General features: G+C 59.2%; 25 protein-coding genes. 9 read left to right on the top strand and 16 right to left on the bottom strand.

Annotated features, from left to right (window positions below):
• The first annotated feature begins 14 nt into the window (after positions 1-14).
• A complete protein-coding gene (locus JTP94_RS19140; RefSeq protein ID WP_204852035.1) occupies positions 15-2,096 on the top strand; it encodes a sigma-54-dependent Fis family transcriptional regulator in 2,082 nt (693 codons plus the stop codon).
• Positions 2,097-2,160: 64 nt separating this feature from the next.
• Here the strand turns inward: JTP94_RS19140 and JTP94_RS19135 are convergent, their stop codons facing one another.
• The 8 genes from JTP94_RS19135 to JTP94_RS19100 form a co-directional block, all read right to left on the bottom strand.
• On the bottom strand, positions 2,161-3,204 hold the full coding sequence (locus JTP94_RS19135; RefSeq protein ID WP_204852034.1) for an NAD(P)-dependent alcohol dehydrogenase: 1,044 nt from the start codon (positions 3,202-3,204) through the stop codon (positions 2,161-2,163).
• A 46-nt stretch (positions 3,205-3,250) separates the two neighbouring features.
• Entirely contained in the window at positions 3,251-4,882 is a 1,632-nt protein-coding gene (locus JTP94_RS19130; protein ID WP_204852033.1) for a molecular chaperone GroEL, read from the bottom strand.
• Between the two features lie 65 nt (positions 4,883-4,947).
• A complete protein-coding gene (locus JTP94_RS19125) occupies positions 4,948-5,757 on the bottom strand; it encodes an iron-sulfur cluster assembly protein (RefSeq protein ID WP_204852032.1) in 810 nt (269 codons plus the stop codon).
• Between the two features lie 5 nt (positions 5,758-5,762).
• Positions 5,763-6,785: an amidohydrolase family protein gene (locus JTP94_RS19120; RefSeq protein ID WP_204852031.1), complete on the bottom strand. Its 1,023-nt coding sequence runs from the start codon at positions 6,783-6,785 to the stop codon at positions 5,763-5,765.
• Positions 6,786-6,858: 73 nt separating this feature from the next.
• The gene (locus JTP94_RS19115; RefSeq protein ID WP_204852030.1) at positions 6,859-7,227 is read right to left on the bottom strand and encodes an MmoB/DmpM family protein; all 369 of its coding nucleotides are present in this window, start codon (positions 7,225-7,227) and stop codon (positions 6,859-6,861) included.
• 17 nt (positions 7,228-7,244) lie between these two features.
• A complete protein-coding gene (locus tag JTP94_RS19110; protein WP_204852029.1) occupies positions 7,245-8,303 on the bottom strand; it encodes an aromatic/alkene monooxygenase hydroxylase subunit beta in 1,059 nt (352 codons plus the stop codon).
• Positions 8,304-8,357: 54 nt separating this feature from the next.
• The gene (locus tag JTP94_RS19105) at positions 8,358-9,419 is read right to left on the bottom strand and encodes an NADH:ubiquinone reductase (Na(+)-transporting) subunit F (RefSeq protein ID WP_204852028.1); all 1,062 of its coding nucleotides are present in this window, start codon (positions 9,417-9,419) and stop codon (positions 8,358-8,360) included.
• A 109-nt stretch (positions 9,420-9,528) separates the two neighbouring features.
• Positions 9,529-11,196 carry an aromatic/alkene/methane monooxygenase hydroxylase/oxygenase subunit alpha gene (locus JTP94_RS19100; protein ID WP_204852027.1) on the bottom strand — a complete coding sequence of 556 codons (1,668 nt, stop codon included), beginning with the start codon at positions 11,194-11,196 and terminating at the stop codon, positions 9,529-9,531.
• Between the two features lie 542 nt (positions 11,197-11,738).
• Between JTP94_RS19100 and JTP94_RS19095 the strand changes: the two genes are divergently transcribed.
• From JTP94_RS19095 to JTP94_RS19080, 4 genes are read left to right on the top strand one after another with little or no spacing between them, the layout of a single operon-like run.
• Complete coding sequence (locus JTP94_RS19095) at positions 11,739-12,212, top strand: hypothetical protein (RefSeq protein WP_204852026.1); 474 nt, start codon at positions 11,739-11,741, stop codon at positions 12,210-12,212.
• Entirely contained in the window at positions 12,209-12,523 is a 315-nt protein-coding gene (locus JTP94_RS19090; RefSeq protein ID WP_204852025.1) for a hypothetical protein, read from the top strand. The genes JTP94_RS19095 and JTP94_RS19090 overlap by 4 nt, the downstream gene beginning before the upstream one ends.
• Before the next feature lie 13 nt (positions 12,524-12,536).
• Entirely contained in the window at positions 12,537-13,661 is a 1,125-nt protein-coding gene (locus JTP94_RS19085) for a WD40 repeat domain-containing protein (RefSeq protein ID WP_204852024.1), read from the top strand.
• A 30-nt stretch (positions 13,662-13,691) separates the two neighbouring features.
• The gene (locus tag JTP94_RS19080; protein ID WP_204852023.1) at positions 13,692-13,865 is read left to right on the top strand and encodes a hypothetical protein; all 174 of its coding nucleotides are present in this window, start codon (positions 13,692-13,694) and stop codon (positions 13,863-13,865) included.
• A 721-nt stretch (positions 13,866-14,586) separates the two neighbouring features.
• Here JTP94_RS19080 and JTP94_RS19075 read toward each other — a convergent pair.
• Entirely contained in the window at positions 14,587-15,681 is a 1,095-nt protein-coding gene (locus JTP94_RS19075) for a hypothetical protein (RefSeq protein WP_204852022.1), read from the bottom strand.
• A gap of 348 nt (positions 15,682-16,029) precedes the next feature.
• Complete coding sequence (locus JTP94_RS19070) at positions 16,030-16,950, bottom strand: LysR family transcriptional regulator (RefSeq protein ID WP_204852021.1); 921 nt, start codon at positions 16,948-16,950, stop codon at positions 16,030-16,032.
• Positions 16,951-17,068: 118 nt separating this feature from the next.
• Between JTP94_RS19070 and JTP94_RS19065 the strand changes: the two genes are divergently transcribed.
• From JTP94_RS19065 to JTP94_RS19055, 3 genes are all read left to right on the top strand, one after another.
• Positions 17,069-18,352, top strand: a complete 1,284-nt coding sequence (locus tag JTP94_RS19065; protein ID WP_246755043.1) for a serine hydrolase — start codon at positions 17,069-17,071, stop codon at positions 18,350-18,352.
• 92 nt (positions 18,353-18,444) lie between these two features.
• Complete coding sequence (locus JTP94_RS19060; RefSeq protein WP_204852020.1) at positions 18,445-19,464, top strand: NAD(P)-dependent alcohol dehydrogenase; 1,020 nt, start codon at positions 18,445-18,447, stop codon at positions 19,462-19,464.
• A 78-nt stretch (positions 19,465-19,542) separates the two neighbouring features.
• Positions 19,543-20,685: an ABC transporter substrate-binding protein gene (locus JTP94_RS19055; RefSeq protein ID WP_204852019.1), complete on the top strand. Its 1,143-nt coding sequence runs from the start codon at positions 19,543-19,545 to the stop codon at positions 20,683-20,685.
• 214 nt (positions 20,686-20,899) lie between these two features.
• Here the strand turns inward: JTP94_RS19055 and arsK are convergent, their stop codons facing one another.
• Genes arsK through JTP94_RS19025 form a run of 6 tightly spaced genes read right to left on the bottom strand, consistent with a single transcriptional unit; the run spans position 20,900 to position 24,820 of the window.
• Positions 20,900-22,126, bottom strand: a complete 1,227-nt coding sequence (gene arsK / locus JTP94_RS19050; RefSeq protein WP_204852018.1) for an arsenite efflux MFS transporter ArsK — start codon at positions 22,124-22,126, stop codon at positions 20,900-20,902.
• The gene (gene arsH / locus JTP94_RS19045) at positions 22,123-22,848 is read right to left on the bottom strand and encodes an arsenical resistance protein ArsH (RefSeq protein ID WP_204852333.1); all 726 of its coding nucleotides are present in this window, start codon (positions 22,846-22,848) and stop codon (positions 22,123-22,125) included. The genes arsK and arsH overlap by 4 nt, the downstream gene beginning before the upstream one ends.
• Positions 22,823-23,245 carry an arsenate reductase (glutaredoxin) gene (gene arsC / locus JTP94_RS19040; RefSeq protein WP_204852017.1) on the bottom strand — a complete coding sequence of 141 codons (423 nt, stop codon included), beginning with the start codon at positions 23,243-23,245 and terminating at the stop codon, positions 22,823-22,825. The genes arsH and arsC overlap by 26 nt, the downstream gene beginning before the upstream one ends.
• Entirely contained in the window at positions 23,242-23,937 is a 696-nt protein-coding gene (locus tag JTP94_RS19035; protein ID WP_204852016.1) for an MIP/aquaporin family protein, read from the bottom strand. Before JTP94_RS19035 ends, arsC begins: the two co-directional genes overlap by 4 nt.
• Positions 23,937-24,467: an arsenate reductase ArsC gene (locus tag JTP94_RS19030; RefSeq protein ID WP_204852015.1), complete on the bottom strand. Its 531-nt coding sequence runs from the start codon at positions 24,465-24,467 to the stop codon at positions 23,937-23,939. Before JTP94_RS19030 ends, JTP94_RS19035 begins: the two co-directional genes overlap by 1 nt.
• Entirely contained in the window at positions 24,464-24,820 is a 357-nt protein-coding gene (locus JTP94_RS19025) for a helix-turn-helix transcriptional regulator (protein WP_204852014.1), read from the bottom strand. Before JTP94_RS19025 ends, JTP94_RS19030 begins: the two co-directional genes overlap by 4 nt.
• Before the next feature lie 42 nt (positions 24,821-24,862).
• Between JTP94_RS19025 and JTP94_RS19020 the strand changes: the two genes are divergently transcribed.
• Complete coding sequence (locus tag JTP94_RS19020; protein WP_204852013.1) at positions 24,863-25,381, top strand: DUF6428 family protein; 519 nt, start codon at positions 24,863-24,865, stop codon at positions 25,379-25,381.
• Positions 25,382-25,412 lie beyond the last annotated feature (31 nt).

The raw sequence follows: 25,412 nt of genomic DNA, 5'->3' as shown, positions 1-25,412 counted from the left end.
GTGTGGATATCCGCATGAAACAAGATCCGGACACGATAAAGAACAGTATCAATGCGCTTCAAACCCGAAGGCCTATGGCGTCGGCGGGCTTGGCCACCATCGATCTGGGCTATGACGAGCGAAAGACGATGCGCGCCTGGGAGACGCTGCTGTCGGGAGACCAGGAGCATCCGCGTTCAGAGTTTCTGGTGCGGTCAACGATCCATGATTCCTGGAGCCGCTGCGCGACCGGTGGCATCGATGCATTGCAACAGGAAGCACCATTCGAAAGCGACAGGGACGCAGTTGAAAATGTCGCCCGTGCCAGCGCCGAACTGTTGTCGGCGGCGAAAAGATCGTTCTCCGCCATCGGTCAATTGCTGGATGGCACGGGCGCGATGCTCATGCTGGCGGACAGCGACGGCGTGTTGATCGACGCCATCGGCGACAAGAGAACCATCTATGACGGCATGGATATCCATCTGGCTGTGGGTGGAAAATGGACAGAAGATGTCGTCGGCACCAACGGGATTGGAACGGCACTATGGACCGGGGAACCCGTCCTGGTCCATGCTGCAGAACATTTCTGCGCCGGTATCAAGTCGTGGACCTGCGCCGGTGCGCCTGTCCGTGATCCGTTCGATGGGAGAACCATCGGTGTCGTCGATCTGTCAGGCCCCCCTAACATCTTCCGTCCCCACAATATAGCCTTGGTCGCCGCCGCCGCGCGCGAGATCGAGATGGCACTCGCCGATTCTCAGAAGGAGGAACGGGCTCGCTTGCTGGAAGCGTTCATCTCCTCGGCAAACAACTATCGCTCCACGGACGGATTGATGATCATCGACCGGCATGGAAGGGCGATATACAGCAATAATGTCCCCGGCGCGCAGAAGAGACGCCTTGCCGAGGGCATCCGCCACGGAACGAGAAACTGTCGCTTGCCGGAGCTCACGGACTCCGGCTTTCTCGATAGCGTCACGACAACCCTTCCCCAGGAACTGCGATCCTGCCATGTCAGCCCGCTGAAGCTCAACGGCGATCTTCGTGGCGCTGCCTTGCTGTTCCCGATGACGATAGAAAGAAGGAGCAGCATATCGATCGTCCCGGGGACCGCCATATCTCAGCGTCTGCGGGACGCCGCCTCCGCAATTGTCGGCCAGAGTCCAGCCCTGCTTTCCGCCGTCGATGTCGCCACTCGGGTCGCACAATCCGAACAGGTCACGTCGCTGCTGATCGAAGGAGAGACAGGCGTTGGCAAGGAGCTGTTCGCGCGCCTCGTCCACCTGGGCGGTCAGGGTGGCACTTCAACGACCCCATTCGTTGCGCTCAACTGCGGCGCGATCACCAAGGAGTTGTTCGGCAGCGAACTGTTCGGCCACGTCGCCGGAGCCTTTACCGGCGCATCGCGGGAAGGAAAGCCGGGCGTCTTCGAACTGGCCCATGGCGGCGTTCTGAGCCTGGACGAAATCGGCGAAATGCCCATCGATATCCAGCCATTTCTTTTGCGCGTCCTTGAGGAACGCGTGGTGCAACGTCTTGGCGATAGTCGCAGCCGCGCTGTCAACGTGCGTCTGGTCGCCTCCACCAACCGTGACCTGAAACAGGAAGTCGAGGCGGGGCGCTTCCGTCGGGATCTGTTCTATCGGATCAGTACCGTCTCCATCCGCATCCCGCCATTGCGAGAGCGCGGCAATGATGTCCTTCTGCTCGTCGAACATCTGAACCGCAAGATCGCCGACCAGAAGGGAAGCGCGCCGCTGAGGTTCGCAAACGAGGTGTTTGACGCGTTTCTTGCCTATTCGTGGCCCGGCAATGTCCGAGAGCTGAAAAATCTGGTGGAGCGACTGCATGTCCTGACCGACGGCAGGACAGTTGAATTGCCTGATATCCCTTCGGAAATCAGCAGTTGGTCCGCACGTCTGGACGCTCCGTCGAATGCCGCCGGCGGACCGGAAGCCGACGTCCGCAGTTTCGAGGACGCAGAACGTCAGGCGATCAGGAATGCATTGGCGGCCGAACACGGCAATCTCACCAAGGTCGCATATCGGCTCGGCATATCCCGGCCGACGCTCTATCGGAAGCTGGAGCAATACGGTATCCGCCGCGGCTTCCTATAGGACGCATGCCGGCGAGATCACCGCCATGCGTTTCTGCATTTGTGTCCAAGGCGTCACCCGGCTTTCACGGAACGATGACGCCTCGCCCGGTAAATCGCCGGTTTTTGAAGTCGTCGAGCGCGGTGTTGATGCTCGCCAGATTGTATTCCGTATAGTGCATCTTCACCTTGCCGTCGGCGTTCAGTTCCATCAGTTCGACCAGTTCGGTGAAATTTCCGACCAGGCTCCCGCCAATATTGATCTCTTCGATGACGAGATGCGCTGTCGGCACATTGATCGCGCCGCCGTAGCCGACCACAAACAGTTGCCCGCCCTTGCGCACCATCTTCCAGCAGATGTTCTCGACGCCGAGCTCGCCGACGAAGTCGATGACCACATGCGCGCCGCCGCCGGTGATCTGCTTGACCTGCTCAACGACATTAGGCCCTCCGTCGAGGACAAAATCCGCGCCGAGATCCTTCGCCAGCAATTGCGCGGCCGGCTCGCGATCAACCGCTATGATGCGGCATCCCGATATCGCGTGAAGCGACTGCAGGGCGATGTGGCCAAGGCCGCCGATGCCAAGAAGAACACAATAGCTTCCCGGCCTCAGCAACCTAGCTGCTCGCTTCGCAGCCCTGTAGGCCGTGATGCCGGCGTCGGCGAGCGGCGCAACTTCGACGGGCGTCACGTTTGGGTTCAGCTTGATCAGCGATCGCTCGCTGGTGATGAAGTATTCCGCGAAACCGCCATTCATTCCAAGGCCGGGAAACTGGCCGTTGTCGCAGTACATATCCTCCCCGTGACGGCAATTGAGGCAGATGCCGCACGATCGGAACGGGTGGCAGATCACGGCATCGCCCGGCTTGACCGACTTGACGCCGCTGCCGACGTCCTCCACCCACCCGGCGTTCTCATGCCCCATGATGTAGGGCAAGAGCGTGCCGTTCGGATCCATCGTCGGTTTCCAGATGCCTTCGATGATATGCAGATCGGTGCGGCACAGACCCGCCGCTCCCACCCGGACGACAACTTCATTCGGATCGGTGATTGTCGGGGCGGCAACCTCCTCTATTTTCAACTGGACGTTCATCTTCGGGTCGTATTCGTACAGTCTCGCAGCTTTCATGGTCGTATCCTCTTGGCTTTCCAATGCTGGAAGATGTTTGTTCGCGTCACGCGCGCCCGAGCTTTTCCGCTCCGCCGCCGAGCGCCGGCCCGGCTGTCGGGTCCTCGTTTTCGGCAAGATCTCCGATCAGCGTCTCCGTGGTAAGGATCAGCGTCGCGACCGATGCCGCGTTTCTGAGCGCCGTATAGGTGACACGAACGGGATCGATGATGCCGGCTTCCATCATGTTCTGGTATCTGCCGAGCGCGGCATCGTAACCATGGCCGCCATTGACGCGCGTGACCTTCGCAACGACGGTATCGGGATCGGCGCCGGCATTGGCGGCGATCTGCCAAAGCGGGCGAGAAAGGATGCCCTGCACAAGGCGCACGCCCTCTGCGACATCGCCGTCAACCGAAGTCAGCACCTCATCAAGCACCGGTGCGATCTGCGCGAGCGCCGAGCCGCCGCCAGCGACCACGCCTTCCTCCACGGCAGCACGCACCGCATGCATCGAATCCTCGATGAGTTGGATGGTCCGCTTCTGCTCGACCGGCGTTACCCCGCCGGCATAGAGGACAGCGCTTCCGCCGGATAGTTTCGCCAGCCGTTCACGCAGCTTGTCCTGCTCGATATTGGGTGGGGCGACATCATGCTGACGCTGGACCTGGGCGCGTCGCGCCGCAATCGCCGCAGCATTGCCGCCTCCGCGAATAACGGTTGTGTAGGATGAGCTGGTCCTGACCCGTTCGGCCGTCCCGAGATCCTCGACAGTCACGTCTTCAAGCCTGCCGCCGAGGTCGTGCGCGATCACCCGTCCGCCGGTCAGGATCGCCAGATCCTCCATCATCGCCTTCCGCCAATGGCCATATTCCGGAGGATGGACGACCAGATATTTTCCTGCCCCCTGCTTGCCGAGCAGCGTCACCACGACTTCAGGCGACATTTCCTCCGACACGATCACCAAGGGCCGGTCGGCCTTTTCGGCGAGCCGGCGGACGGCGTCGAGAGATGCCGGCTCCTTGATCTTCAAATCGGTCATCAAGAGGTACGGCCGATCCAGAACTACCTCCATCCTCTCCTGATCAGTGACCATGTGATGGGAGAGATAGCCGCGTTCGAACGACATGCCCTCGACGACATCGAGGGTCGTTTCCGTCGTCACGCTGAAATCGGTAGAAATGGCGCCGCTGGTTCCAACGCGCTCATAGGCTTCCGCAACCAGTGCTCCGAGCTTCGGATCGGTCGCTGCGATGTTGGCGACCGCGGCCAGGCTGCCGTTTCCCTTTGCCGGTTTGGCGCTCGCCTTGAGCGCCTCCACGACCTTTGCCACGGCAATATCGATGCCTTTGCACAGATCGACGGATTTGGCGCCGCGCTCGTTGGCCTCGATACCTTTCTGGATGAGCGCGTTGGCCAGGACGATGGCCGTCGTCGTGCCGTCACCGGCGATTTCGTTGGTCTGCATCGAGACTTCGCGAACGACCTGCGCACCCATGTTCTCGAACCGGTCGCGCAACTCGATCTCGGAAGCGATGCTGACGCCGTCCCGGGTCACCATCGGCGTTCCGAGCGGGCGATCGATCATCGCATTCATGCCCTTTGGGCCGAGCGTCGGCTCGACAGCCGCCGCGAGCTTGCCGACGCCGCGGGCGAGCGCACGCCGAGCCTCGGAATTGTGGATCATAATTTTAGGCATGACTCCTCCTTCCGCCTTACGGGCGGTTTGTTGATTAGGGGCCTTGTGCTGAGAAGGCCGTTGTTTCAGGTCCGGGTGGGTTGGGTCACGGCGCCGGAAGCAGGAACCCGATCCATGATGAAGTCGACCAGCGTCGGCTCGCCATCAACCATGTCCAACTCCTTGTAGCGCGTATGCTTCAACCCCCGGCAAAGGGCGCCGTTGAACTCCATGTTGATGCGGACGCTTCGCAGATCGGCGAGATGAGCGCTTAGAGCATTGGCGGCAATCTGCACGCCCTCCCATGTTACGAAGACGGGATCTCCAGGTTGCCGCTCCGGCCAGCGTCCCAGCAATGCCTTCCGGTATCGCGACTTCTGCTTGACATCGTCGATCTGGTCGAGACCGGCGATGTCGAAGGCCGTCAGATCCATGCCGACGATCTCGCTGTCGGTCAGGCCCTGATGACGGAGCCCGAGCAGCACAGCCTCCTGTCGCCGTTTGAATGCCTTGATGCGGAAGATCTCACGCAGGCTTTCGAGGTCCTGATCTCCGGCAAGCTCGCCGAAGATCTCGCCGAAGCCCTTTCCAGCCGCGATGCCCTTGTTCACCTCCTCCGCGAACATATGATCGTGCAGGCTCACCCGGTAGATGGGTGACCAGGACAGCGCGTCGAGCGCCCTGCGGATGCCATCCAGCATCAGAAAGGCGAAATTCGGCGAACACCAATAAGTGGGTAACCGAAAATCGACATCCACGCTGCCGTCGAGCCCGACATCTGCCCGCTCGACGAAACCCATCTCGGTGATGGGTTCATCCAGTTCCGGGTCATTCACCTGCTCGAGCCGCCACCAGAGCTCCCCCTGGCGGCTGGCGGACATGCTGACCGGGTTCATCGTCCCTACTCCGCAGCAACGCTGAAAGGCGAACTGATCAAAGCTGCCTTCTTCGCCTCGATGTCGATGTCGTAGAGACGTGCGGCATTGAGGCCGAGGATTTTTTCCTTGATCTCCGGCGTCAGATCCACGCCCCGTTCCTGCTTGATGTCGTCGGGTAGTTCGAAGGCCCAGAACTTCTCGATCAACCAGCGCGGCGTCCAGATCGCGTAGTCGGAGCCGAACAGGATCTTGTCCGGGCCGGCCCAGAACAGCAGCTCGGAAATCACCTCGGCAAAATAACGCGGCCGTGAATGAATGAACGGAAGCGCCACGGCGAGGCCGCCATAGACGTTGGTCTCCTGGACGGCTATCCAACAGAAGTCATCGAGACGGGGCAGGCCGCAATGTTCGACGATCCAGTTCAGATTCTGGAAGTCGGTCGCCGCATAGTCGACATCATGGACATCGAAGGCATCTTTGTTGAGCGGCAGAATCGTCGGTCCCTTGTGGACATGGATGTTCTTGATGCCGAGTTTCTCGCAGAGTTCGAAACATTTGTAGGCATCCGGATCGTTGAGCTTCCATCCCTTGGAAGCGCCGTTCCATTCGGCCGTGTACATCTTCACGCCCTTGATGTCGTAGGTCTCCTTCATGAAGTGGATATATTCGAGAGCCTTCTCTCCATCGCGCGGATCGAAGGAGCCGTTGACAATGAAGCGCTCCGGATAGCGCTTGGCCACCTCGGCGTTGCGCTCGATGGTATTGAAACCGTTCTTGTAGAAGTCCTTGAGATAGGTCGACTGAACGATCGCCACGTCGTCCGGACCGTCGATGAAAAGATCGCGGTAAAGATCGTCGGCGCTGTATTTCTCGAACTTGCTTTTCTCCCAGAGCTGCTCCTTGGGGCTCAGCGCCGTGTGATAGGCGTAAAAGCATTCGACAAACTGCTTGCCGTGAATGTTGCGCTGATTTTCTGGGCTCCCATCCCAGAAATGGGTGTGGCCGTCGACCACGAAGATTTCCTTGCCTTCAGGTGTCTTGAACATTGTTGCCTCCGCAGCAATTGCGTTGATGTTGCCGGCGCGCCTCCCAAACGGCGCGCCGATTCCGGGCGTCTTCTCAGATGTATTCGAAGACCTCCTCCATGTTTCCGAAGAGGATCACCTGGTTGTCATCGACGCGGACCATGCGGCCGTAATGCGTGGACGTGTTGACCTCGAAGATCTCCGCCGTCATCTCGCGTCCGAGATACTCACTGATTTCATCCATCTTGAAGATCAGCTTGCCGTCCCCGTCGATACGGATCATCGCGGGCTGATAGGTCACTGTGACACCGGGTTTCTTGCCCATGAACTCGGCGATGGCCCTCGCCTCCACCGAATCGTTCATGGTGACACCGCACTGATGCGAAATCGTCTGGTCGAAGGTGATGTCCTTCATCGATTTGAAGATGTTGGACTGCGTAGCGTCGCGTGCGACTGATGACATGATGATTGCTCCTTGGTTTAACGCTTGAGGCCGAGTTCGCCGAGAATTTTGCCGATCCGCTCCTTGGATTGGGCGCGAACGTCCGCAAACGAAATCGGTTTGGAATGCGGCATCGACCAGATCGGTTGAAGACCGGTAGCTGCCTTGTCGGCGAGCGCGCCGTGCTTGCGGACCCAGCCCTGAAAGAGCTTCTTGTTTGCCACGCCGTGGACTTCGTCGTTGGCCAGCAGGTAGATCAGGTCGATCGTGTTGGCGAGATTACGCTCATAGTCCGCCTCGGCTGCGGAGATCACCGGCGGCGTGATGAAGTCGTGGTTGGCGGCGGCCGCCTGCATGAGAAAACCAGACCGGAAGAGTTCGCCGACAAGGGGTTCGAAGACGATGTTGATCGCGAAATACTGCTCCAGATAGTCGGTGGTGCCCATGATCGTTTCGACGGCTTCGCGCGTTCCTTGCCAGGCGCCATCCTCAAGCCAGTGCTTCTTGCCGAGGTCGTCGTCCCAGCCGGGAATATCCATGCCGATCTCGGCGAGATACAAAGTGATATCCTGGGCGAGCCTCAGCTTGTAGGACGAGTTCGTCAGCGTGGCATTGTTGATCATCTGCGTATAGCCGTAGCGCTGCGCCTGCATGAGCGACGTACCCAGACCGAACTCCGCGTGTTTCCACGCTCCCAGATGTGCCTGCAGTATCTTGATCCAGACCTTGTCGAAGGCTTTCGGCGCGCCGGCCCTTCGGGCATTGGTGATCACGCTTTGCACCATCGTTTCGATCTTCGACTGACGCTGGTAATGGGTGCGCTCCCATTCCTGATCGGGCGCGCGGAAGGCGTGCCAGTTGGAGCTCTTTGCCGCCGTGTAGTCCTTGACATAGGCGCCGTCGCCATTCGCAAAGGAGATGATCCAGTTCTGAATCAGGTACCGTTCGGGATCGGGCTGGACATCGACGGTCACATCCTCGTAGTGCGTGGCTCGCTGACCCCTCGGATCGAAATAGCGGTATTTCCGGCTATCGGAATCGGCGAAGATTGCCGAGCCTGCGGCTCCCGATCCGACTGAACTCGAAGTAGCTGTCATGGTTCTCACTCCCTTGTTGCAGTTGCTCTAATGCTGTCCTCATCTGGCTCAGCCTCAATGGCCTGGCTTGCCTCCCGACGAGGTGGTGAATTTGTCGAAGAAAATCCGTTCGGTTTCGAAGCCGTTCATGAACAACACCGGTTGAAGCGCATCGATCATCGGTGGCGGACCGCAGGCATAGACATCTCCCGCGCCGTCGATCGCCAATTGCTTGAGCACCGCGTCGACGGTCTGGTGGACGAAACCCCTCTCCCCGTCCCAGGCTCCGTTGCCGTCGGCATGCGACAGCACGGGTATGAATTTGACGTCCGGATGCCCGCTGACGAGGTCTGCGATACGGTCGAGGTAGAACAGGTCGTCGGGTGTGCGCGCACCATAAAAGAAGTAGACGGCCCGCTTCTCGCCGCTCCTGACGTGATCGTTGAGTATCGACCAGACCGGCGACATGCCGGACCCGGCTCCCACCAGCACTAGCGGTCCTTCCCGGTCCTCCCGTCGAAAGCAGGTGCCGTAGGGTCCGACGACGGAGACTTCGGCTCCAACCCGGATTCCTCCGGAATCGAGTTCGCCAGAGAACTTTCCTTCTGGGTATTTCTTGATGATGAAGGAGAGTTTTTGGGTTTGGTCCGGCGTATTTGCCATGGAGAACGAGCGCGTAATCGTCTCCCCTTTTTCCGTGGTAACCGTGATGTCGACATATTGCCCCGCCCAAAACTTCATCGGGGAGCTGAGCTCGATTTCGATGCCGCGAATATCGTGGGTCAGGTTCTCCTTATGGGAGATACGGCCCTTGAATGTCTTGACGGCAATCGCTTTCGCCAGCAGCTCCTCGTCATAGTTCAGAAGCTCGACTTCCATGTCGGAATAGGCGATCGACCGACACAGCAATATATGGCCGGAATCCTTCTCCATGTCGTTCAGTGCGAAGGTCGAGTATTTGAGCATGTCGACTTCGCCCTCAAGCAGGACGCATTTGCAGGCGGAACATTGCCCTTCCTTGCAGCCATGCGGCAACGCGATGCCCTGGCGAAACGCCGCATTCAAAACGGTTTCGCCGTGTTCGACCTCGAACTCGACGCCGACAGGTTCCAGACGCACTTTATGAGCGTCAGCCATATGATTAATCTCCCAATTCCTGCCCGTTCCACCTTCTTGCGAAGGGAGGACGACCGACCTCTTCCCGGAATATTGCGGAGGCCGGTAACCGGCCCCCGCGCAGGCAGCCTCAGTTGCAGGGGTTGACGGTGAACCCCGCATGGTACTCGGCAATGTGCTTTTCACGATCCGCAGGCGACATCTGGCGCAGCAGCGTCAGCGGCGATTGGATGGTGTGTCCGCGAATATCGTCGAGCGTCCACATTTCCTCGGCATCGAAGCGCAGATGCGGCTGCGGAATGAGGGTCTTGCCGTCGGAGCGGATGAAGTTCAGATCCTTCATCGCATCGCCGAGATCCCAGCCGTGATAAACGGTCTCCCACTCGCGCTTGCCGCTGAAGCGGCCCATCGCGGGCGTCGGCCGACCCTGATACTCGTCGGCGAACGCCTCGACGGCGGTCCAGCGATCCAGCTCATGGGCAAATGTATGAAGCTGACCGTCGATCTCGTCGACCACCATGTCCTCGCGGATGAGGCACGGCACGAGGCAGCTCCAGCAGCGATGCGGATAGACGTAGCCGACATCTTCGTTGAAGGTGATGATCTTTTCGCCGCGATGGCTAAGCTTGGCGTGCCATTTCCAGAAGTCGCCGAACTCGGCATACCAGCCTGGATACTTGTGCTCGAACCATTCGAAGTCCTTGTCCGTCTGGGCTTCGATGCGCCAGAAATTCAGCGGCCAGCCGACCGTGAAGAACTGAGCGACCTTGTGGACATAGTGCTTCTTTGTGATCCGATTCCAAGCTTCATGGACGTCGTCGTGATGGACCTTGATGCCATATTTCTCAAGCGGCAGCATGTAGGTCCGATAATAGTCCTCGAAGATCCAGCGGTGCCACATCTCCGCATAGGATTCCTTGTTTTTGTCGCGATTGGTGGTGCCGTATTCGATGAAGGTGCCAATGGCGGCATCGACGATCGCGTGGTTCTGCCAGAAGGCGTAGCGCAGGTCGCGCTCGAGCAAGAGGTGATTTTCCGGCTCCTTCAATGCCGCCATCAGCAGCGAGTGGCCGTTGCCGATGTGCCGGCTTTCATCGGACTGAACCGACAGGAACACGGTCGGCAATGCATAGTCGCCATTGCGCGCGGCTTCCGATGGCATTGCCACGAAGAGGGTATTGGTAAAGGCCGTCTCCGCAACGACGGTGAGATACATGCAGGCGGCGGTCATCACATCGCCGGTGATGAAGCCTTCGCCGAACTGGCGACCGATGGTCGTGGCATAACATTTCCCGAAGGCTTCCTCGGTAATATCGAAGCCCGCCGGGTCGATATAGTTTTCCATGTACCATTTCTTCAGGTTCATCTGGATCGTTGAATGCCGGAACTCGTCGACCATCTGCATGGTGAAGCCGGTCCGCAGATCTTCACCGGGCGCGATGCGCGCAACCATCGCCATCGAACGGGCGGCGGAGATTTCCGGGAAAGGAATGATCGCCAGGAAGAGCTTCATCCACTCGACCCAGCGCGGCTCGACGTTGCGGAACATGTCGCCACGCAAGGCGGCGTCGAGCGCGCCGTAGACGCGGTTATCCTTTTCTTCCTGCATCGGGAAATAGGACCGCAGGACCTGCTTCATCGGATCGCGCGGTGCCTTATTGATCTTATAGTCCGTCGGAAACGTCATCGCTTCCTGAACGTAAGTCGGGTTCCAACCCAGGTCGGAAATTTTCTTGGTCGCCTCGCCGACGGAAATGCCGCGTTGCGAGGTAATCTTGTTCAGCGTCAAAGACGACATATGATAAGCCTCCACTATGTTGCGCCGTCAGCCCGTTGGCCTCGGCATGAAGCGACGCCAGGCGCCGCGTGCGAGAGTTGGAACGGCACGGCAAAGAGATGCGCCGTCAGGCGCGACCAAGGTCCGACCGTTCAAGTGGATCACGGCAAAGGTAGTCGGAAAGCTCGCTGGCCAGCCAGTCAATCAACGCAACGGCAGGCGCTTAGATCTCGCTTCTCCATCCTTCGTTCTTCTAGCATCGCCTGAAACGCGATGGGCTTCTTATGGCAATGGATATGCAACGCCCGTGCCAGTTCGCAAATTAACGGATTTCGAGCTCTGCAATAACCTGCCAAGCCATCTAGATTAATCTGCGTGCAATATAGTGTAACATTATTTTACGATTGTAATTTACAGAAGTAATATTTGAAATATATTCGCTATTGCAACATGTTTACTTAGCAAATGCACAACAAACAAATGTCGACAACCCTATTTTCTTATCTTACATTTTAGAGACAAAGAGGAGCGGAAGCATCCTCTCGGATTGCCAGGAACCGGATATGACAAAGAAGGACGGAAATCCTGTTCCGCCGCCCCCTTTGCAGGGCGAGGGCGGCGACGATGTCACGACGGATTTGGTCCGGCTCATGCAGCGCGATCTCGTTTTCGTCATTCGCTTCATGGGAGAAAGCCAATATCGGCTGCAGAGCCATTTCCAGGACTTCATCCTGAAGCAATTGGCCGGTACGGGGGTCACCCAGGAAACCCATCCGATGATCCATGCCTTTGTGGAAAGACACGCCATCATGCTGCGTGATTTCGTCTTTTCCGGCGTTTCGCTGTCACGTCAACTTCATTTGGAAGAGGTCGAGAAGCTTACCGGCGACACGATGATTCGCGTCGATATCTGGGATGAATTGCGAACTCATATAGAGATGGCGGAAAGGCAGTTCAGGGCACAATTGCCCGAGCTTCCGCCCATCCTCGAAGCCTGGAAGACGCCTGAACGGCCAAAATCGGGAGACGGTCGATGACCGATCGGACGGGCTCGCATGTCGATCTGCTCCATCGGCGCCTGGCGCTGGTCGCGAACCTGTCGACGCTCACCGCCGGCGCCTTGAAGCTGACTCAAGCCCTCGCCGGAACGGAAATGGACATTCTTCGCCTTGAGATGGAAATCGGCAGAGATGGAACCTCGGAGGAACTGGTACGGGAATTGCGTGATGTAGAGGCGAAAGCCGACGCAATCCGAGCCGCGCAGGCCGACAGCAACAAGGCCATCGCCGAGGCCGAGCATGCGGTGGCTGAAGTCGACGCATCGCTCGCGGCGGAGAATGGCACATGACGGGAGGACCAGCGTGAACCAGCAAACCCTTTCCAACCCGACATTGTTCGACCTCCTGGCGCGAAGCTGGCAGTGCCCGTCGCCGGTCACCGGAGTGCAGTTCAACGCCGACGACTCTGTTCTTGCGATTTCGCAAATGGATGGAACAGTGGCACTTGCCCGCGTGGCCGACAGCGAGCCACCACGTTCGCGGATGCACACGAGCGCCGATTTCGGCCGGACGACGATCCGTCCCCGCATGTCTCCGCCGTCGCCCCTGGTTCAAGTCTCCACAGCCGCAAAGACGTCGTCGATCGCCGGCTATCAGAATTCCGATTTCGTTCTGGGAATGACCGATGGCAATGTCGCCCGCCTCACGGCCGAGGGCAGTGGTGCGGGAACGCTGTTCAAGACCGGCGAGCCCGTCGTTTCGATCGCCCACTGCAGAGTGACCGGCGCTACAGTCGCCATCGACCGCCAACATCTGTTCATAAAGCTGCGCGGCACCGACCTTGTGAAGATCGGAGACATTGCAACGTCGCAGCTTGAGTTGGTATCGATCTCGAGAGACGGAAGGTTGGTTGCCGTTGCCGCCGGCGATCGGCTGTCTGTCCGACAGATGGGCGATCCTGCGGCCTCATGGCGCTCGATCTCTTTGCCGTCCCAGCCTCTCTCCGTCCGCTGGAACCATGACGGCGGTTGGCTGGCATGTGGGCTCGCCTCCGGAGGGCTCTGCCTGCTTGATCTTGCGGGCGATCGATCCGGTATCATCGCCGACTTCCCCGGGCCGGTGCGGACCGTATGCTGGAGCAGCGCACCGAGCGCATTGGTCTCATCGGGAGCCCTTCGAATTGCGGCATGGTCGATGGACGCGCCACCCCTTTCGGGTGACAACAAAGGCGCCCTGACGACCGGCCGGGCAGGTTTTCTCCTCGTCGACACGGTGGCGGCCCATCCAAAAAGGAACCTCGTTGCGGCCGGCTACGCCAATGGCCGGCTGGTCGTTTCCCCGGTCGGTTCTCCGGCGGAACTTATCCTCAGACCCTCCGGCGGCGCGCTCAACGCGCTCGCCTGGTCCGCCAACGGTCAGCATCTGGCGATTGGCGACGCCGACGGAAACGCGGCGATCATCACCTTTCCGACCCAGTTGTTCAAATAGCACGGCAATAATCACGAGATGGAGGAAGCAATGCAAACCGAACTCAGCCCCGAAGAGAAAAGCAAGGACGCCTTTTTCGAGCAGCTAGCTCGATTGTCCGAGGAAATGGTTGCCAGGCACGGCAAGGACTTCAGCATGGGTGCGCTTGTGCTGGCGGCCCGCTGGATCGCCGAGGACCGGATCCAGCAGAAGAACGCGAACTGATTTCATTCTGAAGACGACGTAACGCTGCCTTGAGCGTGTTGCGCAAGCACGTCATACAAAAATTGACATCGAGAGATACATGGAGCAGCGCGCAACTCAATGGACCGAAACTCTCGCACGACGTTGAAGCCGTGGGATGGACTCTTGCTCGATTGGCGTTACCATGACCTCATTGTCACCAAAAGATCCCGTAGGCGGTGGCGACAGAGGGGTGCCACCTGCTCTCGCCTGCAAGATACACCTGGATGAGCATTGATGCCTCTGCCGGAATCCGCGGAAATGGCTCAAGACCCTTCACTCCGTGCCATCCTTCAAGTATGGGCGAGGAAGCTTGTCGACTCTGACCAGGCGGTCGATCGCGTTGTACAGAGAACAATCAACGTTATCTGCGACGACCCTGACATTTTGGATGGCGCTCAAGTGAACGAAGCGCTTTTTGCCGTGTTGCGTCGGTTCGCCTTCGATGAGAATGATTTGCGGGCTAGTCGACAGTCTGAAAGGGTAACCCCTGCTCTCGGTCCTGCGTCCCAAAGAAAAGATGCCGAGCCGCGGTAATGCCGTCAACTACGCTTCTTTTGCACTCTGCCAATTGCGGATCCATGAGCAATGCTTGCCGAGCGTGATCAAGTGAACAGGCGGAGTGCAGCGAATGGACATTCTGCCTAACGCGAGCTCCCAGGGAGCCCGCGTTAGGCAGAATTCAATCGACGTTGTTCCGGCGTCACTTCCAGCTGGTGTAGTCTGAAGCGGTGCATCCAAAGGGCGCGCGTTGATCGCCGAAGCGCTTCTTCAGCTGATCACAACCCCAGCGGTTGAGAGCCGTCGGCATCATATTGTTGAGATCCATAGCGGGCGAAGTAAACTGCGAACCTGCGCTGGTCACATACCAAAGCCAGTAGCCGAAAATGCCGCCGATGATCAGGAGTATCACGAGAAAGAATCTCGCGAGCCGCGTCATGATGGACGGCCCTTTCTTCCCTCGCACAACGAGCTCCAGCGGACGCCCGCCTAGTTCGGCAGTCAGCGGAGCGAGAACCCTTGCGCGCTCTTCCGCCGTCATCTCGATCCGCTCCAGCTGCGCATCCAGAAGCACCGGGAGCGACGTGTTTCCATGCCAGACGGCAAGCGCCACGGCTTTACCGCCATTTTCGCCGACGAGAAGGGGTTCCTGTCCCGGCTCGAAACGCGTATGTGCCGCTCGCCCGGTCTTTTTCCCGGCTATCTTGTCCGCATAGGTCACCGTCAATCGCTTGCGCCGCCGGTCGAATGCCGTGATTTCCACCGGGACCGGCACGAGTTGAGCAGGTTGGCGCAAGCGCCCGCGGACGCGCCAGACACGCAAGATCTGGAAAATCACGGCGATGCTGGCGCCGCCGAGAAGGGCAACGAACACAGCCAGCGTTATGATGCGATTCCAGAGCTTATCAATGCCGAGGCTCAGGGTCGCCAAATCCGGGTGATCCCCGGAAATGACGAGATTCGTGTCATAATCACCGGCATGGATGTCGACGAACATGATCTCGACGTCCTTGTCATAGCTCTGACCATTATACGTATAGTTGAGATGGGCCGAGCAGTTGGTGAAGAAGCCCTTTCTGGTCGAGCATTTTCCGTCGCGAATATCGCCACTATCAAGCGTGACGGGGTTTTGATTGATCGTCCAATCCCTCAAAATGCCCGGAGCTTCAGAAATCACCAGGAAAACGGTAAGGGCGATCACTATCGGCAACGAGAAATAGCTGGCTTTCGGCATTGAGATTACGTTCTGAGAAAGCGTGAGAGCTCTCTGCGGCAGCTGTATCGTTGGAAATGTCATTGTCTGCCTGAAACTCCGAGTGGTGGCGTAGGCATCCGCAAAGCAAGGGGCGAAGCGTGAGCTTCGCAAAATCCTGGGGGTTCGACGTTGCGCCCACATTTACAGCGCGAAAAAATAGACATTTTGTCTTGAGGTTCAATACCCGGTTGTGGAACATCCACTAACTTCACGATGCAGTCTCAAACGTTTGCCGGGTAGCCGTGGTGCTCCCATACACCTCGTCGCACCAGTCGATATGGGCGTCGATCGTGAGCCCGCATCGCTGCAAAGTTCATCAATGACTTCAAAGGACTAAATCGGGGTGGCCACGGGGGTCGTCCGTCAACGCCGAATCACAGCCGATCCAAGTTAAAGCGACGCCACCATCCATGGCGGTCGCGGATTGAACGCTGCGACGAGGAAGTCGATCATCACCCTGACCTTTGCCGGAGGGGACCGGTCCGGCGAGTAGACGATGTGTATGCCTCCGAGATCCGCCGTCGGGGCATCGAGCCGTACAGCTTCCAACTCGCCGCGCCGGATTGCATCCGCGACGATGAACTCAGGCTCGTAGAGAACGCCGAGACCGGCCACCGCGACCGCGACAAGGGCATCGCCATTGTTGGCCCGCATGGTGCCCTTTATCGCAATGCGCTTTTGCCGATCCCTGCCGAAGAACCATTCGTCGGGCCGTGCGATGTTGGAGAAAACAAATCCGAGGCAATTGTGGTTTTGCAGATCAGCCCAGGATTCGGGTCGGCCATGCTTCGACCAATAGCCGGGAGCGGCGCAGATGATCATGGCGCTTTCCGCCAATTTTCTGGAAACAAGGCGGCTGTCCTTCAGGCGGCCGACGCGGATCGTCAGGTCCCAGCCTTCGTCCATCAGATCGACCACCCGGTCGTTCAGGCCGAGATCCACGGTGACGCCCGGGTGTCTTTCGCTGAAGGTGGGGATGAGCGGCGCTATATAGTGGACGCCGAATGAGAGCGGCGCGTTCAGTCGCAAAAGGCCGGTTGCCTCGACGCGCTGGGAGGCGATCGTCGCTTCCACTTCCTCCAGTTCCGGCAACAGGCGCGTACAAAGCTCCAGATATTGCTGTCCGGGCTCCGTGAGGCTGAGCTTGCGCGTGCTGCGATGCAACAGCCGTACACCCAGACGCTGCTCCAGGGCGTCCAGATGTTTCGTCGCCATGCCGGGCGATAGTCCCATTTGCCGAGCGGCTGCCGAGATGCTGCCCATATGGGCGGATCGAGAAAACACCTGCATTCCGGTGATGCGATCGAGCATGGTCATTTCCTACTGTGATTGAGAAGTGAATCGCGCCAACGGCAGATTATCACCTCTGACGAAAAGCTATATCTCAAATCCATTCGAATTTTCATGGGAATATTTGCGGGAGACATGCATGATCCCAGAGAAAGGCACCTCGGCGCGATCGGGCGGTTTTGCGATGACCAGACGTGAGGTTCTCGCGGCAGCCTCCGTTAGCGGCTTCCTTCCTGCCCTTGCCACGCAGGCATTTGTGGATCTTGCCGCGTCACCGGCCGCAGCTGCCGAATGGGAACCGGCAAAGGCGCTCGATTCCGTCATCGATGCCGCCACAGGCTCCGGCAAGATCGTCGGAACGACGGTTGTCGTCTCTCAGAATGGCAATATCGTCTACCAGCGCGCCGCAGGCTTCGCAGACCGGGAAGCAGGCCGGCCTATGGTCGTCGATGAGATCTGCCGGCTTGCATCGATGACGAAGCCGATCGTCTGCGTGACGGCGCTGACTCTCATCGACAATGGTGAGTTGGCTCTGGAAGACCCGGTCACCCGCTGGCTACCGAATTTCCGTCCGAAGCTCGGCGATGGGCGCGAACCTGTCATCACAATTCGCCATCTGCTGACCCATACGGCCGGCCTTGGTTATGGTTTCCTCGAACCGGAAGATGGTCCCTATCATCGCCTCGGCATATCCGACGGGCTGGATAGCTCCGGGCTCTCCCTTCAGGAGAATGTCGCACGCATCGCCTCCGCCCCCTTGCTCTTCGAGCCGGGCAAGGGCTGGCACTATTCCGTTGCGATCGACGTTCTGGGCGCCGTAGTCGAACGCGTGACGGAAAAGACGCTTGCCGAAGTGGTGCGGGCTCTCGTGACCGGTCCGCTCGGCATGACCAGCGTGGAATTCGTGGCGGCAGAGGGCAAGCCGCTTGCAATACCCTACGGCGACGCTTCGCCGCTGCCCGTTCGCATGACGGACCCCTTCACGTTGAAGTTCGGCCAAAGCGGAATCGTCTATTCGCCCTCCCGCGCCTTCGACAGAACGGCCTTTCCCGCCGGCGGCGTCGGCATGGTCGGGACCGCCAGGGACTACTTGCGCTTTGCCGAAGCAATCCGCACCGGCGGCGCCGGCATCATACGCCCGGAAACGGCAAAAGCGATGACCACCAACGCCATCGGCGATCTGCCGGTCGGCGCGGCCGGTCCCGGTTTTGGCTGGGGCCTCGGGGTGGCGGTTCTCAAAGACCCGGCCAAGGCAAATTCACCGGTGACTGCCGGCGCCTGGAACTGGTCCGGCGTCTATGGCACGAATTTCTGGGTCGATCCGACAGAGGCGCTCTCCGTCGTCGCACTGACAAATACAGCCGTCGCAGGAATGACCGGTGATTTTCCGATGGCAGTCCGTCGTGCGGTCTATGCTCGCTGACGTCCAAAACGCGTCCTATGCATAAAGCAGAAGTTCAATCTCCAGGACACTGAAATTCAGAAAAGTACTGCTGACACCCAAGGAGAAATATCATGAAGGCCTATCAACTGAAATCAGGCGCAGGGCTTGCAGGATTGCAGCTTGCCGAACGGCCGAGCGCCGCATTGGGAACCAATGATATCAGGGTACGCATCGAGGCTGCGGCGCTCAACCCGCGCGATGTCAGCTTTGCAAAAGGACAGTTCTATAATCCGCCCGACCATCCGATCGTCCCGCTGGTCGATGGCTGCGGTGAGGTGGCGGAGATCGGTTCCGGCGTGACGCGTTTCAAGCTCGGAGACAGGGTCATCACGAATTACTATCCCCGCTGGATTGATGGCTCCATTTCGCCCGCAAAGACCAGCGTGTCATTCGGCGCACAGATCGATGGCACGCTTGCTGAGGAGATTACCGCGAGCGAGAACGATTTCGTTGCCGCGCCGGGCAATCTCGATGCCGCAGCCGCCGCCACGCTTTCGTGCGCGGGGGCTACCGCCTGGAATGCCCTGTTCGTTGCCGGTGCCGCAAAACCAGGGTCCAGCGTTCTGCTACTTGGCACGGGCAACGTATCGCTATGGGCCCTGAAGCTCGCAAAAGCAGCCGGGCTGTTCACGATCATCACATCGTCGCAGGACGACAAGCTCGAGCGCGCGCGCGCAATGGGGGCTAGCGCGACGGTCAACTATCGGACGACGCCGGAATGGCAGCAAGAAGTGATACGGCTGACCGGGGAAGCAGGCGTCGACCTTGTGGTCGAAGTTGGTGGCGAAAATACCTTGGCGCGCTCCCTGAAAGCCACAGCATTCGGCGGAACTGTCGTGGTCGTCGGCCGCGTCAGCGGCAGCGGCGGCGCCTCCATCGAGCCAGGCGCACTTATCGGCGGGGCCAAGCGGCTGGTTGGCATCACCGTCGGTAGCCGCGCCACGCTCGAACAGCTTGTACGTTTCGTCGACGTGAACAGGATCGAGCCCGTCATCGACTGCTCCTTCCCGTTTGGTGAGGCTGCTGCCGCTTACGAATACCTCCAGGCCGGGCAGCACTTCGGCAAGGTCGTCATCGATATCCGTGCCTAGCGCGAGTGAGCCGGCCTGCCCTGCGCCAGGCCCGGCGAGCTGCAATATTGATCGAAGCTCTTAATCAAGGATATGTCCATGAAGCTCAAATATGTACTGATAATAGCCGCCTGCCATATTCTTTCCCTCGGTCCGGCGCTCGCTGCAGACCCTATCAGGATCGGCGTGACGACGATTCTGAGCGGGCCGAATGCGGATCGGGGGCAAAGCGAGCAGTACGGCATAGAATTGGCATTGCAGAAGATCAATGAAGCGGGCGGTGTTCTCGACCGTCCGGTCGAAGCGTTTTACGCGAACAATGCAGCCGACCCGGCAACCGGTATTGCGGGAGTAAAGCGGCTGCTGGAAGACGTGCATGTTTCGGTGCTGATTGGAGCACTGGCGACGCCCGTGACCAGAGCTGTAATGCCGATAGCAAACGCGGCAAAAGTGCCGTTGGTTATCGACATTTCAGCCGGGCAGGAGTTCGTCGATGCAGCAGGTCCGAGTGGTTATGACTATGTGTTCAAGACCAGTCCATCAGACGGCGATGTTGCCAAAGGCATGATGCAGTGGCTCCGCACCGAAAACGTGCAAAGCGTTGCCATTCTTGCCGACGACAACGACTTCAATCGTGCGAATGCAACTGCAATGGCGCAGGCTGCCGCCGCTGCGGGGATCAAGGTTCTGGCCAACGAAGTTGTCGCCAAAGGCACAACCGATCTGGCACCCACTCTTGAAACTCTTAGGAGCCGGAGCCCTGATCGGCTGATCACTCTTCTAAGCACATCCAGCGGAGCCTTTTTCCATGCTTACGAGCAGAGCGGCGGTAAAATTCCTCTCGCCGGCCGCATTGATTTTCCGGCAGCCTTGGCGACACTTTCTCCGCAATTCATCGCCAGCGGCGCTTTCGACAAGACTGCGGGAATTTCGGTATTTACCCCCTCATCCTCCGGTGCGCAGTTGCAGGAATTCGTTCGGGCCTACCGGGAGAAGTACGGCTTGATGCCGACCCAGCGCTCGGCATTTGCATTTGAAGCAATCCAGTTGGTCGCCGACGCTATCAATAGAGCGGGCTCCGACGAGCCGTCGGCAATACAGCGCACTTTGAAAGCGTCGTCGATGAATTCTTTCCTCGGCGGCAATTTTAAGATGGATGAACATAACCACGCCCACACATCCATGCAGATCATAGGAATCCGCAGTGGAAAAGCCGTCGCGCTCGATAATGTCGGCGGTTAAACTTTCCTCCGGCCACGGTCGGCGAAAGCAATGCAACAGATGGTCGTTCTAACACATGAGCCTCGCCGGAACTCCCCCAAGGTGTAAAGCGGCGCCGGAGTTTTCTCTCTGCTCAATTTGCCTTAGATACCTGGTAATGCTAATCGACTTTACTGTAGAGGGGTGGAAGCACTCTCAAATGAAGAGGCGCTGCCATCTCCTTCCAGTTCGAAGGTTACCGTCCGCTAAGGAGAGGTTGGGGTCTGGTCAACGGCCGCATCAGACGCATGATTCCGAAGAACGCAGCAACGGCGACAGTGCCCAGCAAGGCGGCGACAGACAGAGACCATGATACGCCGATGTTTTCCATCATGAACGCCAGAATGAACGGCGCGGTCGATGAGATCACCAGACGAATGGATAAGACTTGTCCTTGCCGCTTTCCGTAGCCCTCACTTCCAAATAGTGCCAGCGGCAAGGTCCCCTGCACGATGCTGCTCAGGCCCGAGCCGAGACCGAAGACGACGGCAAACGCCAGTGCGCCTGGCACCGACGGCGCGGTGACTATCAAAACGACAAGAGCCGCTGGCAACAACACAGCGGAGATAAGTGCGAGCCTCAGTTGCGACAGTCCGCCCCCGAAGACCATGTTGATGAAGCGGCTCAGCACCTGCGACGGGCCAAAAAGCGTGCCGACCATCACCGCCATGGCTCCGAGACCGAGTCCGGATAGGACGGGAACCATATGCATGAGAAGTGCCGCGTTGACGAAGCTCTCCAGAGCAAAACCCATGACCATCAGGATGAAGGCCGGCGTCTGGATCGACGGCGGAAGGCTTGGTTCGACATGTTTTGTCGCTTCGTTCTTCTCCCGTTTTCGGATTTCGCTGACGCTGCGCGACAACCATGCATGAATGGGAAGGCAGACCAAAAGATTGATCGCCGCGAAGATCAGATAGACGTTTTGCCAGGAGAGATGCGCATGCAACGCCGTCGTGATCGGCCAGAAGATCGTCGAAGCGAAGCCGGCGATCAGCGTCAGATATGTGATGCTGCGCTGAGCCACCCGCGGCCTGATCTGTACGAGCAAGGCAAAGGCGGCGCCGTACTGCACGAGATTGGACGCCGTCTCGATGGCGATCAGGGCAGCAACGAAGGTGATCTTACCGGGAGCGAACGCGCAAGCGGCAAGTGCGGCAGCCGCGATCGCCGAGCCGGCTGTCATGATCCTGCCAGCGCCAAAGCGATCGATCCACTTGCCCATCGTTGGCGCGGCGAGACCGCCAACCAGGAGAGCCGCCGATAGCGCGCCAAAAATCCATTCCGACGACCAGTTCAAATCCCGCGCCATAGCCGGCGCGAGGATGCTGAAGCTGTAATAGAGTGTTCCGTAGCCGATGATCTGCGTGAGACCGAGGGCGAGGATTGCGGCGATGGGTGGCCGTTCGTTGCTGGTGGTCATATGGATTTCAGGCTCACACGCTGTTCGAGCTTTTCTGCTTCTTCCTTCCGTTCGCTGTAGCGATCGGTGAGATAGGCCGATGCGTCACGGGTCAGCCAGGTGAACTTGACCAGCTCCTCGCAGACGTCGACGACGCGGTCGTAAAAGGACGAGGGTTTCATGCGACCGTCGGCATCAAACTCCTGGAAGGCCTTCGCTACAGACGACTGGTTCGGAATAGTGATCATCCGCATCCAGCGGCCGAGGATGCGCAATTGGCCGATCGCGTTGAAGGACTGCGAGCCGCCGGAGACCTGCATGACGGCAAGCGTCTTGCCCTGTGTCGGCCGGACCGATCCGACCGACAGCGGAATCCAGTCGATCTGCGCCTTCATGATCCCGGTCATTGAGCCGTGGCGTTCGGGGCTCACCCACACCTGGCCTTCCGACCAGGTTGACAGGTCGCGCAGCTCCTGCACCTTTGGATGGCTGACCGGTTCCGCATCGGGAAGAGGGAGACCCTCCGGGTTAAAGATCCGGACCTCGCAGCCGAAGTGCTCGAGCAACCGCGCGGCTTCGTGCGCCAGGAACCGGCTGTAGGAGACCGTCCTCAGCGAGCCGTATAGGATCAGGATCCGAGGTTTGTGCGTGGAGAACGGCGGCCGCAACGCAGCCATATCGGGAAGCTCGAGATGTTGCTTTGACGCAGCAGGCAGATCAGACAACGCGCTTACCCTCGTTATCGAGCACCTTCTCACCGTCTTCCTTGGTGAAGGCGCCCTTGTGCGTTTCCGATAGGATCTCAAGCACGACCTCCGACGGCCGGGACAGCCGCGTGCCGAGCGGTGTGATGACGAACGGCCGGTTGATCAGGATCGGATCCTTCAACATCGCATCGACCAGCTGATCGTCGGTCAAGGCAGAATTGTCGAGACCGAGCTCGGCGTAGGGCGTATCCTTCTGGCGGATGGCTTCGCGCACGCTCAGGCCGGCATCGGCGATCATCTTGACTAGCTCGTCACGCGATGGCGGCGTCTTGAGATATTCGATGATGGTCGGGTCGATACCGGCATTGCGGATCATCGCCAGCGTGTTGCGCGATGTGCCGCATTCCGGGTTGTGATAGATGGTGGCGTTCATAGCTTTGCCTCTGACGATACGGTTGATGAAGCGCTTGGCTGCAGCAGCCAAGTGAACAGGATGAGGGCTGCGACCGCGCCGGCGATCTCCGCCACCCAGAAGCCCGGAAGATCGACCGGGCGAACGCCGGAGAAGGTATTGGTCAGCGACCGGGCCAAGGCCACCGCCGGATTGGCGAAAGAGGTCGAGGCGGTGAACCAGTAGGCGGCGGTGATGTAAAGTCCGACCAACCACGGCACCGCCTTCTGTTCGAACTTGATGCCGGCGAGGATGGTTGCCACCAGCCCGAAGGTTGCGACACCTTCCGAGAACCACTGCGCACCGCCGGTGCGAACCTTGCTCGACAGCTCGATCAGCGGCAGGTCGAACATCAGATGCGCGGCCAGCGTGCCGGCCACACCGCCGGCAATCTGTGCCAGGACATACCCGCCAAAATCGCGCTTCGGCAGCGAACGAGACATCGCAAAGATCAGCGACACCGCCGGATTGAAGTGGGCGCCGGAGATCGGTCCGAGCACGGTGATCAGCACGACGAGGATGGCGCCCGTCGCCAAGGTGTTGCCGAGCAGCGCGAGCCCGAGGTCCTGCGTCAGCGACGTTGCCATGATGCCCGATCCGACCACGGTCGCGACCAGCATGGCGGTGCCAAGGGCCTCGGCAACCAGCCGACGCGGCAAATCAAACCCAACCATCAGCTTGCCTTGGGCTGCTTGATGCTGGCGCCTTCCGTGGCGCCGATCTGACGCAGGTGCGTTTCCAACGCGAGCTTGTCGATCGTTGCGAGCGGCAGGTTCACGAACAGCGATATACGGTTTTTCAGGTATCTTGCGGCCTGGGCAAAGGCACGGCCCTTCTCGATTTCGTTGCCCTCCATGGCGGCGGGATCCTCGATGCCCCAATGGGCTGTCATCGGATGGCCGATCCAGACCGGGCAAGCCTCGCCGGCCGCGCTGTCGCAGACGGTGAAGATGAAGTCCATTTCCGGAGCACCCGGCTCGGCGAACTCGTCCCAGCTCTTCGAGCGGAAACCGGTCGACGGATAGCCCTGCGCCGCAAGTTCCTTCAGCGCATGGGGATTGACCTCACCCTTCGGCTGGCTGCCGGCTGAATAGGCCTTGAATCGACCTTTGCCCTCGGTGTTGAGAATAGACTCCGCCAGGATCGAGCGGGAGGAATTGCCCGTGCAGAGAAAGAGCACATTGTAAACGCGGTCAGTGGTCATTGCAGTTTCTCCTCCATTTTAGGGGTACAGCAAGCCGCGACCTCCGCGGCCGGCGCACAAATTTCCGGGTGCCCGGAGCAGCAGTCTTCCATCAGGAATCTAACCAGGCCCCCGAGTGCCTCATAGTTCGCCGTGTAGATGATCGATCGGGACTCACGCTGCTGCGCGATCAGCCCTGACCGCTCCAGTTCCTTCAGGTGGAAGGAGACATTCGACGGCGACACCTCTGCCCTTTCCGCAATCGCACCCGCCGCCATGCCGTCGGGGCCGGCGACCACAAGCATTCGGATGATGTGCAGCCGGGTTTCCTGGGAAAGCGCGCCGAATGCGGTGAGGGCTTGACGTTGGTCCATATTTCAACAATCCTTGAAGCATTGAAACGAGGAATAACGTGGATGAACGCCATCGACAATAGCAAAATTCAGGAAGACGACATTAACCTCGGGTTGCTGCTGAACACGCTGGCCGGCGCCAAGGATTCTTCGCTGGTATTCTATTACGACGGTCGCCGGGTAAAGCCCGGCTACCACGTCACCGAGGTCAAGGCTGGCCAGTTCTCCGCTCTCGATTGCGGCGCCAATCCCGAGGCATGGATGGAGATTTTCATTCAGCTCTGGGACATCGAGGAGGGCGATCGCACCCATATGCCGGCCGGCAAATTCTACGCCATCATCCGCAAGGTGACCGAGCACGTGAAGCTCGACGATTCCGCCAAGCTGACCTTCGAAGTCAGCGACGGCGTACGGCCGATGCAGCTCTATCGCGCAGGCATGCCGGTACTGCGCGCCGGCGCCGTGCATGTCGAGCTCTCACCGCGGCCGGCGAGCTGCAAACCGCGCGATCGCTGGCTGGCCGAGCAAAACGCGGCATCCTGCTGCAGCCCCTCTGCCGGAAAGAACGCCTGCTGCAGCTAATAGCTATCGATAGCGAACCCATGGGGATCGG

The sequence above is a fragment of the Martinezella lusitana genome (genome assembly GCF_016901135.1).
GTDB classification, from domain to species: Bacteria; Pseudomonadota; Alphaproteobacteria; order Rhizobiales; family Rhizobiaceae; genus Rhizobium; species Rhizobium lusitanum_D.
This window is presented reverse-complemented; position numbering and strand designations above follow the sequence as displayed.

What these genes read in the sequence shown, in the direction of transcription:
- JTP94_RS19140 (WP_204852035.1), top strand. Translation starts at nt 15, where the DNA reads ATGAAACAAGATCCGGACACGATAAAGAACAGTATCAATGCGCTTCAA.
- JTP94_RS19135 (WP_204852034.1), bottom strand. Translation starts at nt 3,204, where the DNA reads ATGAAAGCTGCGAGACTGTACGAATACGACCCGAAGATGAACGTCCAG.
- JTP94_RS19130 (WP_204852033.1), bottom strand. Translation starts at nt 4,882, where the DNA reads ATGCCTAAAATTATGATCCACAATTCCGAGGCTCGGCGTGCGCTCGCC.
- JTP94_RS19125 (WP_204852032.1), bottom strand. Translation starts at nt 5,757, where the DNA reads ATGAACCCGGTCAGCATGTCCGCCAGCCGCCAGGGGGAGCTCTGGTGG.
- JTP94_RS19120 (WP_204852031.1), bottom strand. Translation starts at nt 6,785, where the DNA reads ATGTTCAAGACACCTGAAGGCAAGGAAATCTTCGTGGTCGACGGCCAC.
- JTP94_RS19115 (WP_204852030.1), bottom strand. Translation starts at nt 7,227, where the DNA reads ATGTCATCAGTCGCACGCGACGCTACGCAGTCCAACATCTTCAAATCG.
- JTP94_RS19110 (WP_204852029.1), bottom strand. Translation starts at nt 8,303, where the DNA reads ATGACAGCTACTTCGAGTTCAGTCGGATCGGGAGCCGCAGGCTCGGCA.
- JTP94_RS19105 (WP_204852028.1), bottom strand. Translation starts at nt 9,419, where the DNA reads ATGGCTGACGCTCATAAAGTGCGTCTGGAACCTGTCGGCGTCGAGTTC.
- JTP94_RS19100 (WP_204852027.1), bottom strand. Translation starts at nt 11,196, where the DNA reads ATGTCGTCTTTGACGCTGAACAAGATTACCTCGCAACGCGGCATTTCC.
- JTP94_RS19095 (WP_204852026.1), top strand. Translation starts at nt 11,739, where the DNA reads ATGACAAAGAAGGACGGAAATCCTGTTCCGCCGCCCCCTTTGCAGGGC.
- JTP94_RS19090 (WP_204852025.1), top strand. Translation starts at nt 12,209, where the DNA reads ATGACCGATCGGACGGGCTCGCATGTCGATCTGCTCCATCGGCGCCTG.
- JTP94_RS19080 (WP_204852023.1), top strand. Translation starts at nt 13,692, where the DNA reads ATGCAAACCGAACTCAGCCCCGAAGAGAAAAGCAAGGACGCCTTTTTC.
- JTP94_RS19075 (WP_204852022.1), bottom strand. Translation starts at nt 15,681, where the DNA reads ATGACATTTCCAACGATACAGCTGCCGCAGAGAGCTCTCACGCTTTCT.
- JTP94_RS19070 (WP_204852021.1), bottom strand. Translation starts at nt 16,950, where the DNA reads ATGCTCGATCGCATCACCGGAATGCAGGTGTTTTCTCGATCCGCCCAT.
- JTP94_RS19065 (WP_246755043.1), top strand. Translation starts at nt 17,069, where the DNA reads ATGATCCCAGAGAAAGGCACCTCGGCGCGATCGGGCGGTTTTGCGATG.
- JTP94_RS19060 (WP_204852020.1), top strand. Translation starts at nt 18,445, where the DNA reads ATGAAGGCCTATCAACTGAAATCAGGCGCAGGGCTTGCAGGATTGCAG.
- JTP94_RS19055 (WP_204852019.1), top strand. Translation starts at nt 19,543, where the DNA reads ATGAAGCTCAAATATGTACTGATAATAGCCGCCTGCCATATTCTTTCC.
- arsK (WP_204852018.1), bottom strand. Translation starts at nt 22,126, where the DNA reads ATGACCACCAGCAACGAACGGCCACCCATCGCCGCAATCCTCGCCCTC.
- arsC (WP_204852017.1), bottom strand. Translation starts at nt 23,245, where the DNA reads ATGAACGCCACCATCTATCACAACCCGGAATGCGGCACATCGCGCAAC.
- JTP94_RS19035 (WP_204852016.1), bottom strand. Translation starts at nt 23,937, where the DNA reads ATGGTTGGGTTTGATTTGCCGCGTCGGCTGGTTGCCGAGGCCCTTGGC.
- JTP94_RS19030 (WP_204852015.1), bottom strand. Translation starts at nt 24,467, where the DNA reads ATGACCACTGACCGCGTTTACAATGTGCTCTTTCTCTGCACGGGCAAT.
- JTP94_RS19025 (WP_204852014.1), bottom strand. Translation starts at nt 24,820, where the DNA reads ATGGACCAACGTCAAGCCCTCACCGCATTCGGCGCGCTTTCCCAGGAA.
- JTP94_RS19020 (WP_204852013.1), top strand. Translation starts at nt 24,863, where the DNA reads ATGAACGCCATCGACAATAGCAAAATTCAGGAAGACGACATTAACCTC.